This window comes from Selenomonas sp., from assembly GCF_052169755.1.
Taxonomy (GTDB): Bacteria; Bacillota; Negativicutes; order Selenomonadales; family Selenomonadaceae; genus Selenomonas.
Window position 1 is genome coordinate 1 of sequence record NZ_JBQNBV010000047.1, and the last position, 13,680, is coordinate 13,680.

Genomic DNA, 13,680 nt, shown 5'->3' on the forward strand with positions numbered 1-13,680 from the left:
ACATGGGCAGAGGGATTGATTCCTGTAGCAAAACTTTTTTATAATTTTGTAGAAGATTTGGTGGAAAAGGATTGATTGATGCTACTGAATTAGAAAGTTTAAAAACTAAAGAATACACAAAAAATCTATTCCAAGCCACGGATTATCCAGCAATTGCAAATAGCAGAACGGATCATATGGGAAATTCTCTTCAAAAGAGATACAGAGCTAAAGCCATAAATTTCAATGGTACTGAAATTTATGTATCAACACAGTTCTTTGACTCAGACAGGGATGCCGTAATTGATTGGTATAAAAGTCATTTGCGTCACTTATAATATGATAGAAACGAGGTATTATAAAATGGGAGAAGAAAAGGTGCACTTAGGTGAGGGTATTGCTGATGAAGCAAAAAGTTTTAAACAAAGAAATAGAAAAAATTATAAACGCAGCAATCAAGGCATTTTCTAAGAAGGTAAAGGAAAAATTCCAGAATTGCTAGATATGCTTGGCGCAAAATAAAGAATCTAGCGGACAGACAAAAGGTGTTTGATGAAATAAAAAAAGAATGGTATGAAGAAATGTATGAAAAGGTCTTGTTCTAAAGGGGTACAGTGAATTTCCGGATAGGTGTTGCCTTCGCAATACTTGTGGTCACTGTATTGCGGGAAATGCCGAGCTTCTGGGCGATCTGCCGTTGGCTCAAGCCATCGACCAAATACATGCGTCGAACTAAAGCCGCATTGCACCGTCCCGCGCGTGCCGCTAGCGCTGCTCGGCGTCGCGGGCGCACTCTCGCACAACGCGGGTCAGCTTCTTGCCGCCGCCTTTTGGCTCGGTACGCTCGACGTCTTTTACTATGCGCCCATGCTCTTTTCCCTCGCGCTTCTTACGGGCGCTTCTACGGGCTTTTTGGCGCAGGAAGTCTTGCGGCGACTTCCTTGGAGAAATAAGAAAATTTCTCAAAAGCTGTAACAAATGTTCCCGCTGCGAAAATTTCCCTGTGTTATACTAGGAAACAGAAACAGAAAGAGAGGAGATGACAGCCATGAAAGGTCAGGCAGGCAGGGTATTCCGTCCCGCCGAGGAAATGGCGCCCGTCCCGGGCTGCACGGTGTCGGAAGCTATCAGCGCGGCGGGCGGCAACAACATCGTCTGGTTCTCGCTCGCAGAAGCGACGGACATCAGTGCGGAGAGCTACGAGCGACGCCGCCTCTGGTACGTCGCTTCGGGCGCGATGGAAGCGGTCGAGGAAAGCGGGAATACGCCGCTCGCCGCAGGAGATTTCTTCGTCGTTCCCGTCGGTACGCCCGTGGGCGTCAAGACCGAGCGCGGAGCCGTATATCTTGAGATCAGTTTGCAGGAGGGAAAGACCATGAACAAGGCAATCGAGGACAAGAAGGTATTTCAGCTGGCAGAGCTTCTGCCGTGCCGGGAGGGCAAGATCGTCAACATGGATCTCGTGCAGAGTCCGAACCTCAAGTTCGTACTCATGAGCTTCGGCGCGGGCACGGGGCTTGACGAGCACGCGGCGCCGGGCGAGGCTCTCGTCTTCGCGCTCGAAGGCGAGGCGGTCATCGGCTACGAGGGCAAGGAGTACACGGTTCATGCGGGCGAGAACTTCAAGTTCGCGAAGAACGGCAGGCATTATGTGCGCGCCGTGAAAAATTTCAAGATGGCGCTGATGCTGGAGCTTGTTTGAGCCGATACGAATACAGGCATGTTTGTGCCTGTGCGGCTTCGGCAAACGGGAAAAGCGTGCGGGCAGGACGAAGCCCGTGCGCTTTTTTTATGAAAGCGGCGACAAATGCGAATTGCTTTCAGCAAAAGGCTTGACATCCGCCGCTTTCGTGATAAGCTAAGAGTATAATGTTTCATTAGATTTACAAGGAGTGGATACGATGAGGAACAGCAAGATCAAATGCATCCATGCACGCGAAATCGTTGACTCGCGCAGCAATCCGACGGTGGAAGTCGACGTGCTTCTGGAGGACGGCAGCTTCGGTCGTGCGGCGTCGCCGTCCGGCGCATCGACGGGGCAGTTCGAAGCGCTTGAACTGCGTGACGGCGACAAGGCTCGCTACCTCGGCAAGGGCGTACGGAAGGCGGTCGAGAACGTCAATACGACACTCGCCAAGGCGGTCGTCGGCGTCGACGCTGCGGATACGGCTCTCGTCGACCGCACGATGCTCGAAGCGGACGGCACGGAAGACAAGTCGAAGCTCGGCGCGAACGCCATCCTCGCCGTTTCCATGGCGGCGGCGAAGGCAGCCGCTGCGAGCGAGGAGACGTCGCTTTATCGCTTCTTGGGCGGTAGCCAGGGCGGTCTTTTGCCCGTGCCGATGATGAACATTCTGAACGGCGGCGCTCATGCGGCGAACAGCATCGACGTGCAGGAATTCATGATCATGCCGGTCGGCGCTCCCGATTTTGGCACGTGCATCCAGTGGTCGTCGGAAGTGTTCCATGCGCTGCAGAGCCTCTTGAAGGCGGACGGCCATGCGACGGGCGTCGGCGACGAGGGCGGCTTCGCGCCGAACCTCAAGTCGGACGACGAGGCGATCGACTACATCATGCGCGCCATTGAGAAGGCAGGTCACAAGCCCGGCAAGGACTTCGTGCTCGCGATGGACGCGGCCGCCAGCGAGTGGAAAGGTTCGAAGAAGGGCGAGTACAAGCAACCCAAGTCCGGTCAGGTATTCACGACGGCAGAACTTGTTGAGCATTGGAAGAAGCTCGTCGATAAGTACCCGATCGTCTCTCTCGAAGATCCGCTCGACGAAGAGGATTGGGAGGGCTGGCAGCTCATCACGAAGGAGCTTGGCGACCGTCTGCAGATCGTCGGCGACGACCTCTTCGTGACGAACACGAAGCGTCTCAAGAAGGGCATCGACATGAAGGCTGCGAACGCCATTCTGATCAAGGTCAACCAGATCGGCACGCTGAGCGAGACGCTCGCCGCTGTCGCTATGGCGCACAACGCGGGCTTCAAGGCTGTCGTATCGCATCGCTCGGGCGAGACGGAAGACACGACGATCGCCGATCTCGTCGTCGCGCTGAACGCAGGCCAGATCAAGACGGGCGCACCGAACCGCAGCGAGCGCGTCGCGAAGTACAACCAGCTCCTGCGCATCGAAGAAGAGCTCGGCAAGAGCGCCGTCTACGCGGGCAAGAACGCCTTCAACGTGCCTCTGCCGTGAGCTTGAACGGAAAGTTTCAGTAATTCCAAGATTTACAGCCTCCCCGACGGGGAGGCTGTTTTCGTCCCAAGGGTTATCATCAACACTAAGAATCACTATTGACAAGCCGATAAAGCGCGGGTAGAATAGAGCGGTAGCATGGTATATAAGGGCATGGTGCCTTTTGTCAAGGAAAGAAGGAGAAAGCATGGCAACGTATATTTTGGGAGCGCTGCTCCTCGTAGGGCTTTTCTTCGCCGTGCGCGGCATGGTGCGTCACTTCGGCGGCGGCGGTGCGTGCTGCGGCGGGGGCGGCAGCATCGAGGGCGGCCCGAAGAAGAAACTCTATCACGATATTATTGGCGAGAAGGTGCTGCACATCGAAGGGATGCACTGCGACAACTGCAAGAACACCGTCGAGCGTATGCTCAATGGCATCGACGGCGCAGCCGCCGAGGTCGATCTCGGAAAGAACGTAGCCATCCTCCAAATGGAGCGCATGATCCCCGACGAAGAACTGCACGCCGTCCTCGATAAGACCGAGTATAAGCTCGCGTCGGTCGAAGTTCGAGAGAAGTGAAAATGAAAATAAAGCCCTCGCTGCGGTATATTGGGGTCCATTCCAATATTGCCGCAACGAGGGCTTTATTGCTTAGCGGGCGATTCGTGATTCGCGGATGACAGTCGTGCGTGGATAGTCTTTTGTCGCGCGAAGCTCCTTATCGAGGAATACGGCGGGATCGATGCCTGTGTGGCGGATGAAGTTCAAGAGTTCGACGTCATCCATGACGTACTGAATGGCATCGCGCCGACAATGCGAGAGATTCACGCCGAAAGGCTTTTTGAGCAGTTTGCCGTCTTTGTCCGTAAAGACGATGACGATGGGCAGGAGCGTATGACCGAAAACCACCTTTTTGACGATGGCGTAGCCGAGTGAGGTTTTCATCACGGTGCCTATGGGATAGATGGCGACGTTCTCGAAGAAAAGGCGCAGCCGATCCATATCGAAGTGCCCGGGCGAGTTGTGCATCATCATCTGATAGACGACATTCGGTTTGTACGCCTTTTTGTAGGGGCGCACGCTTGTCAGTGCATCATAGACGTCGGCGATGGCAACGATGCGGCTGTAAGGATGGATGGACTTCCCCTGCACATGATGCGGATAGCCGGAGCCGTCTAAGTGTTCGTGGTGCTGGACGGCGATGATCGCAAGCATGGAGGCAAGAGGTGAGCGCAGCTCCTTGAGCATTTTGCGCCCTTCGCCCGGATGTGTGCGGATGACCTTGAACTCATCCGCCGTCAAAGAGCCGGGCTTATTGAGTATACGCGCAGTTACCGCGAGTTTGCCGATGTCGTGCAGGAGCCCGCCGAGCGTGATGACTTGCAGCTTGCTTTTCGAATAGCCGCAGAGATCGCCGAGCATCGTTGCGAGCACAGCGACATTGACCGAGTGGGAAAACGTGTAGGAATCGTGCAGGCGAATATCCGTAAGCTGCACGAGATTTTTCTTTTTCGCCATGACGTCGCGCACGAGAAGGTCGGCGCATCTTTCCAAGCGTTTCATGTCGAAATGACCGTTGAGCTCCGCCTGTCGGAAAGTTTCCGCGACGTTGTCGACGGCTTTTATGCGCGTGCGCTCCTCGATGATGTCGGGAGGCGGCTTGAGTTGAAAATCCGAGGATAGTGAGGTGACGTGAAGTTCCGGCACGCTGAGTTGACGCAGTCGATAGATGTAGCGATCCGTCAGCGGTGTGCCGCGCACGAGGAAGGGGGCGCCTTTCTCGTTGAAAATACTTTGCGCTGTTACCATGCCGGTTTTGAGTTGATTCGGTTTCAAGCGTATCATGCAGGAAACACCTCATTTGCTTATTTGCGGGCGATCCTTCGCCGCGCAGTTGACCTATCCTGCCTCTTCTTGGAGGAAGACGGCAGGATCGATATTGATGTTGTGGATAAAATGGTACAGCTCACTGTCCGAGATGACGCCTTCGAGCATTCCTTTGGGCGCATCCTCTAAATCCAGTTGGTAGGGAGCATCGAGCAGCTTTCCTTCCTGGTCGGCGAAAACGCAGACAAGGGGCGTCAGCGTATGACCGAATTCGACCTTTTTCACGATGGCGTAGCCTTTCTGCGTCTTGAGGATCGTGCCGACCGGATAGATCGCGACGTTGTCGAAGAAGAGCTTCAAGAGATCGAGATCAAAGTGTCCCGGCGAACACGTCGCCATGAGGCGATGTGCGACGGATGGGGTATACGCCCTCTTGTAGGGGCGCACGCTCGTCAAGGCGTCGTAGACGTCGGCGATGGCGACGATACGCGCGTAGAGATGGATTTGGTCGCCTTGCAGATGGTTGGGATAGCCGCTGCCGTCGATATGCTCATGATGCTGCAGCGCTATGGTCGAGAGCAGCATATCGGACGGGAACAGTTTCTTCAGCCGCTGCCTGCCTGCTTCGGGATGCCCCTGCATCACGCTCCACTCATCGTCGGAGAGATGACCGGCTTTTGTGAGGACTTCATTGGGTACGGCGATTTTGCCGATGTCGTGCAGAAGTCCGCCGAGCGTGAGTTTCAGAAGATTCTTTTGAGGAAGCTTCAGCAGCACGCCGAGGAGCGCCGCAAGAATCGCCACGTTGACCGAATGGGCAAACGTGTAGGTGTCGTGCAGCCGTATATCCGTAAGCTGCACGAGATTCTTTTTCTGGGCAATGATGTCATGCAGAATCGTCTCGGAAATGCCGTGCAGAGGTTTCGGGTCGAATGCTCCGTTGTCCTCCACGCTGTGAAATGCCGTCGCCACATTGTGTATGGCGGATATGCGCGTCTTTTCCTGTACGACGTCATCGGGCGGTGCGAGCTTGAGCTTGGGGTCCATGGATGTGACGGTCACGCCGTCAAGCCCCGATTTTTTCAGCCGCTCAATGTACTGCGGACTCAGCTCCATTCCTTTTGTCAGGTAGCTGGCGCCGAGCGGGTTGTATATGCTCTGCGCCGTGACCATGCCTTCTTTCAGCTTTTTTACGGGAATATGAATCATTTAGCTCACCTGTATCCGCATTGTTCTCTCTGGATAAACATTAGGGTTTTTTCCCTATCAAAAAAAGGAAATCAATGTATCTATACCCTATGATACTATATGTTGTCCCAAAAGGGAAGGGGGCAACATACGAATACTAGGACGAAGTGAGGAATCATTTTCTCAGCCGTAAATTTTCGCATTATGTTATAATGGAAGAACATCATGCGAGTGAGGAGGTGAGGGCATGGTCGTACGGCGACGCTGGGGTTCCGCCGTGGTTTTTTCTGTCCTGCTGCACGTATGCGTGTGCGTTTTTGCAGGAATCTTTTTGCCGGATACGGCAGATGCACCGACGGACGCCGCTGGAGAACTCGCTTGGCTCGATGTTGGAGAAGAGAGGTCTCTGCCGGCAGAGCAGGCGGCAAAGCCTGTCGAGGAGACAGCGCTTTTACCAAGCGCAGAAGAGCCGGAGCCTGCCGCTCTGCCTTTGCCGCCTTTGGAAGAAGCGGTGCAAAAGCCGCCGCCGAAGCGGGAAACAGCAGCCGACGCAGACGGGCGGGCGAAGCAGCCGCAAAAGCAGCGGCGCGACTACCCGACGATGCGGAAGCCGAATAAGCCCGCCGTGCTGCGCGAAGAGACGAAGCGAGGTTTGACAGAGAAGGAAACCTCGTATCGCGGACGCGTGCAGTTCTTTGCGGACATCTCACGCGAAGGCCGTGTGACGGACATCCAAGGATGGCAGTTTGAGCCGGAAATCACGGATGCAAAAGAGCGTCTGCTCATCGAGGAGCGTTTGGCGCAAAGAATCAAGGAGAACTGGCGATATACGCCGAGCCTTACGCCGGAAGGGGCGCCGACGACGCAGACGAAGAGCGAAGAGCTTGCGATCCCCGAGATTTTGACGCCTCGCCGCTGAATCTTTACGGAAAGCTGCACGAGGATGTTTCGGCGTTGCTATCCATTGAACGACGTGCCGCTCAATGGATGGCGACGGTTTCGATGGCGCCGAAGCGCAGGTATTGGCTGGCTTCGGCAGGATCGCTTTCGAGGATCGCCGCGCGTACGTTTCGCAGGTCGTCCTCAGCGATCTGGATGCGTTCGGCATCCTGCTCCGCTTGTATTTTTTGCCAAAGCGCTTTGCGCGAGGCTTGTGTATCGCGATAAATTTCGTGGTTGTAGAAAATATTCATCGAGCTGTGGGATTTTTCAGCGTCACAGTTGAAGAAGATGTAGGCAACGTTCGATGCCCGCCGCGTGCGGGGGCTTGCCGGTTTTTTCGCGGCGTCGGCTTTTTTTGCGCCGACGGTTTTTCTTGATGTTGGCATGAAAAGACTCCTTTCTTTCAGTAAGGGCAGCGCACGAGGCTCGTGAGATAGGCTTTGTGCGTGCAGTTCGCGCGGCATCTTCCTTGAACTAAGCAGCCGCACGCAGAAAATGATGGATTGCTTCGCAGATTTTCGTCGCAAAAGCATACGGCATTTAGCCGCATGAGCCTCATTATAGCACAAGTCTTTAAGGAGCACAAAATTGTCATAAAATACCAGAAATTGAGAATGACAGAAACTTCCAAAAAGAAAACAGGCAAATAGCAGGAAGCTCTTTGCCTGTTCTTTCTACGGCGGTCTTTCGACCAGAGCCTCGTGCCTGAGACTCGATTATATTGCCACCAGGAGGAACCATACGCGATGATTCCTTCTGGTGGTTAGTAAGGTACGGCACTAAAGGCGGGATGACGCTTTGTCCACCTGCCGCACTTTTATTATAGCACACTGAGTTATGGATGCAAGTGGTTCGAGGTAAATTTTTGCAATATTTAGCTTTTGTTAATTTTACAGATAATTCCAGATGGGTGGTGTGCTGCTTTTGCCGAAGGGCTTTGGCAGAAACAGCGGCGAATGATTTCTGCCGTGCTTTGGTGCAGACCGCCGCAATCGCACATTGTCACTCGGCGGGGTCTTTGCTATACTAGGAACCATACAGGAATGGGGTGGAAAAATTGTTTCCTTTTATAAAGGATAGAAAGAAGGGCGGCTGGCGTGCGCCGATGAATGACAGCGGCGAGCTTGTCGGTTACAACGATCTGGCGCGTGTTTCCTTCGGCATCCGCACGGTGCATTATCTTGTGCGCGAAACGATTCAGAACTCCCTTGATGCGCGAAGGGACGACGCTGAGGGCGCCGTCATCGTATCGTTTCAGATGTTCGATATACCGCGTGAGAAGTTCCCGGGGCGTGAGGATTTTCAAAATATTTTAGAGCGCTGCTTTTTGAGCAATCGGGATGACAAGAAGTGCAGGGAGGCTTTCGCTCGTGCTCTGGAAGTGATAAAGGCAAAGCGGCTTTCGGTTCTTCGCATCAGTGATTTCCGCACGCGCGGTCTTGAGGGGGCGCTCGAAGGCGAGAAGGGGTCGCTTTGGAGCGGGCTCGTCAAGGAACAGGGGTTTTCCGTACAGAAGGAAAAGGATGCGGGCGGCAGTTTCGGCATCGGCAAGGCGGTCGTCTACAGCTGTTCGGAGCTTCGCACGGCGTTTTTCGCTTCGATGGACAAGGACGGCGTGGAGTCATATACGGGCGTCGCGAAGCTCGTCTCTTACAAGGACGCTGAAGATCGCTGGACGACGGGCACGGTCTACTACAGCGACGAGAACAAGAAGGCGCTCATCGACATCTTTGCGATGGATCCGGCGTTTCGGCGGCGTACGAGTGGTACGGATATCTTCGTCATGGGGCTTTTGCCCATCGAGGGGCTGGAGCAGGAGATGATTCGCGCCGTGCTCGACAATTTTCTGCTCGCGATATGGCTGGGCAATTTGGAGGTGGAGATCGGCGGGCAGCGCATCACGAAGGGCAGCATCGCCCTCTATGCTGAAGGGCTTCCTGTGGAAAAGCCTGCGGGAAGTTCGCACCATAAGGAATATTACGAGGAGAATCGGATGATTCAGCGGTATGCGCGTATGCTTTTGGGCGAGGATGAAGCGATGCAGAAGGTGGAGCTTGAAGCTGCGGAATACGGCGCGAAATATGGCTTTCCCGATGGCGCGGCGACGCTCTTTTTGACGCGCGGCGAGGGGTTGAACCGCCGCATCCTCATGTCGCGCCATATCGGTATGAAGCTTTTCGAGCAGAAGGGATTTCCAAGCGGCATTGACTTTACCGGCATTTTCCTTATCAGGGAAAATGCGATGGGGCAGGCGTTTCGCCGCATCGAAGTGCCGTCGCATGACGCTTGGGAGCCGGGGGTATTGCAGGATGCAGCGCAGGAGAAGCGGGCGAAGGAGATGTATGCGGGGCTTCGCAAATATTTGAAGGAAAAGGTGCGTGCGTGCTTACAGACGGAGGATGAGAGCGGCGTTGACGCTTTCGGCGCCGGCGATTTTCTGCCTGACGTCGAAGAGGAAGCCGTGCGCTCTTCGCTTGCCGAGCGCAGAGGCAAGCGAAGAGAAACGCTTGGATGCCGTATCAAGAAGGTAAAGAAGAAAAAGGACGTGGCGACGGCGACGCGTCTTGCACCTTTACATGCGCGCTCTTTGTGCCTTGCGTGCGAAAAGGGGCGCTATCGCTTAAGCTTCATTGCGCCGCGCAAAGCCGAGCGTGTGCGTCTGGAGCTTTTCTTGGCAGGCGAGCAGGCGTCGGCGCCCGTCAGGCTGCTCGCGGCATCGTTATCCGGCAGGGCGCGCGCCAAGTTGGAAAAGTTTGAGGGCAATGCCGTGTATCTGCAAAGCGTGGCGAAGGGCGCGAAGATTTTTCTTGACTATACGATAGACTATCACGACTATTGCTTGCTGGAGGTGAAGTACATTGAAGATGCGAGGAAGTCTGGCGCCGTACCCGCTGCTGGCAAAGACGAATGACAGCTATCGCAAATCATCGTTTGACGGCATCGCTGAACTCAAGACGGTGGGCAAGGAGCTGCATCTTGCGTTTCGCGCAGTGCTTCGCTGTGCTGCGCTCAAAAACCTTGTGCGTGCAGGGCTGGCAGGCTATGCGCTGCATATCGAATCGCCCGTCACATCGTATCGTCGTCTGTTCGAGTTCAATGACGCGGTGTTTCGCCTGACGATTTCAGCGGATGCGGTGCGCTCCGTCCTGCAAGTCACGCCGTTCGTCGTGGCAAAGGCAGCGATCGAAGGTTATGCGAGCGATGATTTTCATGAGGTCTATGAAGGACGCGCTTTTTCTTTTGTGCGCGGACATATTCTAGCCGTTGACCAGACGACGGAATTTCTGCTCTATACGCACGATGAGCGCGAGACGCTCCCGTCTATCGTGCGTATAGAGCCTTCGGTGCGCGGGGCGGGAGAGGCGGCGCTTCGCGTTGACTGCGGTTCTGACTATATCGTCATTCACCTGCCGCGCGGAGCGTATGATACCTATCGCCGCTATGCGAAGGGCGCTTACGGAGCGACGTTTCTCGCGTGCGTCGTCCTGCCTGCGCTCGTCGCGGCTCTTGAGCGTCTGCGCGAGGGGCAGTGCGCGGGCGAAGAGCCGCGGGCGCGCTGGCAGAGGGTGCTGCTGTACCTCTTGGAAAGGGAAAAGATCGACCTTATGGCGCAGGGCGGCGAACTTCTCGCCATCGCACAGCAGCTTCTGCGCGATCCGGTGAACCGTGCCTTGCAGGAGCTGGAAGATTTGGCGCGCCGCGAGGAGGTGAGCGCATGGAATTGAGCTTCATGACGCAGGCGGGCGTCGACGATATGAAAACGCATGTCGAAGAGCACGCGGAGCTTTATCGCTGTGCGGACAATACGGCGATGCTCGCACATCTCCAAGACAAAGGCTATCTGGAAAAGATGGAGATGGCGGAGCTTTCAGCAGTCGAGCTTTTGACAGAGGGCGATTTTGCCGCGACGGACATACAGAATGTGCGGCGGCTTTACGGCGCATGGCGCACGCTCGCGCCTTATACGGCGGCAGATGAGCGATTTTGGGCGGGGCTTTCGCACACGCTCTTTTGGCGCTATATCCACTATCGTAAGGATAAGGATTTCGCCGAGGGCAGCGCCGCCGCGCTTCGAAGCGACTTCTTCTTCGCGCAGGGAAGGCGCCGCTCGCTCTTTGTGAACCCGCTCGCGCGTTTGTGGTGGGCAGGGTATATGGTCTTTGATGAATGTCGCCGCGATCCGTTCGAGCTTTTGCCTGTGCTCGCGCAAGAAGCGTTCGCGTCGCAGCTTGTGCTGTTTTCCTCAAGCAGTCTCATGAGCTGCCGAGAGACGCGCTTCGCTGTACTCACGCTCATGGAACGATTCGAGCGCGAGGGAAACAAAGTCAAGCGCGAGCATTTGCAGGCGCTCCTCAGCCGCCTCAATGCGCTCTCGTCGCTGACGCTCGTCGATATGCTGTCGGAAGAGGAGATCGAGGAGCGATTGGAAGGCGTGCTTTTCGATGAAAAATGACGCCGTATTTCAGCGTCGCAGCATAAGGAAGTATCCGGATAGGGCAGGCGAGCCGGAGAAGGTCGAGCGCGCGCGATTTTCCTTGAATCCCCGCTCCGTTGTGCTATAATGTACCTTGCACAACGGCTTCGGGAAGCTTTGAGGGAGGCATTCTTGACTTTGCATCATAGACTTAAATTTTTATGGAGTATCGTGCTCGCAGCTTTATTCTTCGTGGCAGGCGCGGGTGTCTGTCTGGCGAATCATGCAGTGCGCGTCTCGGATCTCGACGCGGCGGCGTTCGTCGTGCGTTACAACGATATGGCTTTGCGCGAGGATTCCGTCGTGCGCCTTGCCGCGCCGCTCTTGTCGAATAACGTGAAGCTCAAGAATTATCGCGTCTACGAAGCCGACATCCTCGGAGCCGGGGAGAAGGCGCGGCTCTTTTTGAACGTCAACGAGGCGGGAGCGCTTTCGAGTATCGTCATGAAGAGCGAGAAAGCGTCGGTGTCGCGATCTTTGGCTCTGCGGCGCGTGCTGACGCTCGCTTTGGAGTCGCTGGGACTGACGGAGGCAGAGCGTGCGGACTTCTTCAGCTCGCAGGAGAAGTCGCCGGATGGCGACGGCGCTCTGCGCCATGTGTGGTGCAAGGCGGCAGGGCGCAAGATCATCGCCTTCTATGACGTCGTCCATGCGCCCGACATCCTCGTGCTCTACGCTTGGGATGAATGATGAACATAAGATATAAGGCGGGTGGACACGCGGCGTGTCCACCCGCCTTGCTTGAAGAAGGAGGAAATTTTCCGATGAAAGATACTTTGGTCAAGGCGATGGCAGACGACTTCCGCATCTATGCGGCGCGGACGACGCATCTCGTCGGCGATGCCGTGCGCCGCCACGACTGCCTTCCCGTCGCAGCGGCGGCTCTCGGGCGCACGATGACGGGGGCGCTGCTTCTCGCGGCGAACCTCAAGAACGAGGAGGCGCTGACCGTGAAGTTTGCGGGCGCGGGGCCTCTGGGCGCGGTCGTGGCGGACGCCATGCCCGAGGGCTTCGTGCGCGGCTATGTCGAGCATCCGCATGTGAGTCTGCCGCTGAACGCGCAGGGCAAGCTCGACGTCGGCGCGGGCGTCGGTGCGGGGCTCTTGACGGTCACGCGCTTCACGGGACTCAAGGAGCCTGTCGCCGGCTCGTCCGAGATCATCACGGGAGAGATCGCAGAAGACTTGACGCGATACCTCTACGATTCGGAGCAGACGCCGTCGTCTATCGCGCTCGGGGTGCTCGTCGCGCCCGACCTTTCGGTGCTGGCGGCTGGCGGCTTCTTTGTGCAGCCCTTGCCGGGCGCGTCGGAGGAGTCGCTGTCGCGCATGGAGGAGAATCTGGCGGCGCTTCCCGCCGTCTCCGACATGGTGCATCAGGGCATGACGGCTCGCGAGATTGCTGAACGCGTCATGCAGGGCTTGGGCGAAACGCAAGTTCTCGCCGAAACCGATCTCGCTTTTCGCTGCTCATGCGCAAAGGAGCGCGTCGAAGGCATGTTGCTGAGTTTGAGTCATGACGATCTCGCATCCCTCGTTGCCGACGGCAAGGCAGAGGTCTGCTGTCACTTCTGCGGCGAGAAGTACGCGTTCACGCGTGAGGATTTGGAGACCTTGCTCACGGAGAAGGAGCGCTCGGCTAGGGGCTGAGCGGCGTGCATCAGAGATTTGCGAGCACGGAGAGAAAGCTTTCGTCTGCTCCCTGCCCTTTGCGCAGGAAGCACGGCAGGTGTTGCGGTAAACTTTCAGGACATATGTTCAGCCGCCATGCGAAGCGGCATAATTGCTTTTGTGTCCGATTCCTGTGATAGCATCATCAAGGAGGCACGCTGTATATATGTCCTCAAAACGCCTTACAGAAGCCTGGTCAATCGGTCTGCACCTTCGGTTTGACCTCGTGGGGCTTCATGGTAAACTAAAGTTGTAACCGAAATGTCTAAAGAAAAGCGTCAATTGTTATATACAGTCAGCATTATATTATCCATATTTTTTCCGAAAGATATGAACTCACCATGACCAATAGAATAGACTCCATTAAAATCTGCCGATGGCCAAGGCGGTATACGGCTCATGGAATATGCATCAGCGAAT

The 13,680-nt window shown here is 55.6% G+C and carries 15 protein-coding genes; 11 read left to right on the plus strand and 4 right to left on the minus strand.

Annotated elements, in window-relative coordinates; genetic code table 11:
* Positions 1–71: 71 nt before the first annotated feature.
* Positions 72–317, plus strand: a complete 246-nt coding sequence (locus ACTTKG_RS04935) for a hypothetical protein (RefSeq protein WP_442673141.1) — start codon at positions 72–74, stop codon at positions 315–317.
* 263 nt (positions 318–580) lie between these two features.
* On the opposite strand, the gene ACTTKG_RS04940 is transcribed toward ACTTKG_RS04935, so the two are convergent.
* Positions 581–703, minus strand: coding sequence for a sigma factor-like helix-turn-helix DNA-binding protein (locus ACTTKG_RS04940; RefSeq protein WP_442673142.1), 123 nt, complete (start codon positions 701–703; stop codon positions 581–583).
* 35 nt (positions 704–738) lie between these two features.
* On the opposite strand from ACTTKG_RS04940, the gene ACTTKG_RS04945 reads away from it, so the two are divergent.
* The 4 genes from ACTTKG_RS04945 to ACTTKG_RS04960 all read left to right on the plus strand — a co-directional run bounded on the left by ACTTKG_RS04945 (position 739) and on the right by ACTTKG_RS04960 (position 3,738).
* Positions 739–954: a Gx transporter family protein gene (locus tag ACTTKG_RS04945; protein ID WP_442673143.1), complete on the plus strand. Its 216-nt coding sequence runs from the start codon at positions 739–741 to the stop codon at positions 952–954.
* Between the two features lie 73 nt (positions 955–1,027).
* Positions 1,028–1,681: a cupin domain-containing protein gene (locus ACTTKG_RS04950; RefSeq protein ID WP_442673144.1), complete on the plus strand. Its 654-nt coding sequence runs from the start codon at positions 1,028–1,030 to the stop codon at positions 1,679–1,681.
* Between the two features lie 199 nt (positions 1,682–1,880).
* Positions 1,881–3,179, plus strand: coding sequence for a phosphopyruvate hydratase (eno, locus tag ACTTKG_RS04955; protein ID WP_442673145.1), 1,299 nt, complete (start codon positions 1,881–1,883; stop codon positions 3,177–3,179).
* 187 nt (positions 3,180–3,366) lie between these two features.
* Positions 3,367–3,738, plus strand: a complete 372-nt coding sequence (locus ACTTKG_RS04960; RefSeq protein ID WP_442673146.1) for a heavy-metal-associated domain-containing protein — start codon at positions 3,367–3,369, stop codon at positions 3,736–3,738.
* A 72-nt stretch (positions 3,739–3,810) separates the two neighbouring features.
* Here the strand turns inward: ACTTKG_RS04960 and ACTTKG_RS04965 are convergent, their stop codons facing one another.
* Together ACTTKG_RS04965 and ACTTKG_RS04970 are read right to left on the minus strand one after the other, a co-directional pair.
* Positions 3,811–5,004 (minus strand): HD-GYP domain-containing protein, encoded by a 1,194-nt coding sequence (locus tag ACTTKG_RS04965; RefSeq protein ID WP_442673147.1) that lies wholly within the window; start codon positions 5,002–5,004, stop codon positions 3,811–3,813.
* 54 nt (positions 5,005–5,058) lie between these two features.
* Positions 5,059–6,195, minus strand: coding sequence for an HD-GYP domain-containing protein (locus ACTTKG_RS04970; RefSeq protein WP_442673148.1), 1,137 nt, complete (start codon positions 6,193–6,195; stop codon positions 5,059–5,061).
* A gap of 226 nt (positions 6,196–6,421) precedes the next feature.
* On the opposite strand from ACTTKG_RS04970, the gene ACTTKG_RS04975 reads away from it, so the two are divergent.
* Complete coding sequence (locus tag ACTTKG_RS04975; RefSeq protein WP_442673149.1) at positions 6,422–7,093, plus strand: hypothetical protein; 672 nt, start codon at positions 6,422–6,424, stop codon at positions 7,091–7,093.
* A gap of 61 nt (positions 7,094–7,154) precedes the next feature.
* Here the strand turns inward: ACTTKG_RS04975 and ACTTKG_RS04980 are convergent, their stop codons facing one another.
* Positions 7,155–7,502, minus strand: coding sequence for a hypothetical protein (locus ACTTKG_RS04980; protein ID WP_442673150.1), 348 nt, complete (start codon positions 7,500–7,502; stop codon positions 7,155–7,157).
* Between the two features lie 662 nt (positions 7,503–8,164).
* On the opposite strand from ACTTKG_RS04980, the gene ACTTKG_RS04985 reads away from it, so the two are divergent.
* From ACTTKG_RS04985 to hslO, 5 genes are all read left to right on the plus strand, one after another.
* Positions 8,165–10,027 carry a hypothetical protein gene (locus ACTTKG_RS04985; RefSeq protein WP_442673151.1) on the plus strand — a complete coding sequence of 621 codons (1,863 nt, stop codon included), beginning with the start codon at positions 8,165–8,167 and terminating at the stop codon, positions 10,025–10,027.
* On the plus strand, positions 9,981–10,841 hold the full coding sequence (locus tag ACTTKG_RS04990) for a hypothetical protein (RefSeq protein ID WP_442673155.1): 861 nt from the start codon (positions 9,981–9,983) through the stop codon (positions 10,839–10,841). Before ACTTKG_RS04985 ends, ACTTKG_RS04990 begins: the two co-directional genes overlap by 47 nt.
* The gene (locus tag ACTTKG_RS04995) at positions 10,832–11,569 is read left to right on the plus strand and encodes a DUF6339 family protein (protein WP_442673152.1); all 738 of its coding nucleotides are present in this window, start codon (positions 10,832–10,834) and stop codon (positions 11,567–11,569) included. The genes ACTTKG_RS04990 and ACTTKG_RS04995 overlap by 10 nt, the downstream gene beginning before the upstream one ends.
* A 192-nt stretch (positions 11,570–11,761) precedes the next feature.
* On the plus strand, positions 11,762–12,280 hold the full coding sequence (locus ACTTKG_RS05000; protein ID WP_442673153.1) for a hypothetical protein: 519 nt from the start codon (positions 11,762–11,764) through the stop codon (positions 12,278–12,280).
* A gap of 74 nt (positions 12,281–12,354) precedes the next feature.
* A complete protein-coding gene (hslO, locus tag ACTTKG_RS05005; protein ID WP_442673154.1) occupies positions 12,355–13,239 on the plus strand; it encodes an Hsp33 family molecular chaperone HslO in 885 nt (294 codons plus the stop codon).
* Positions 13,240–13,680: the final 441 nt, after the last annotated feature.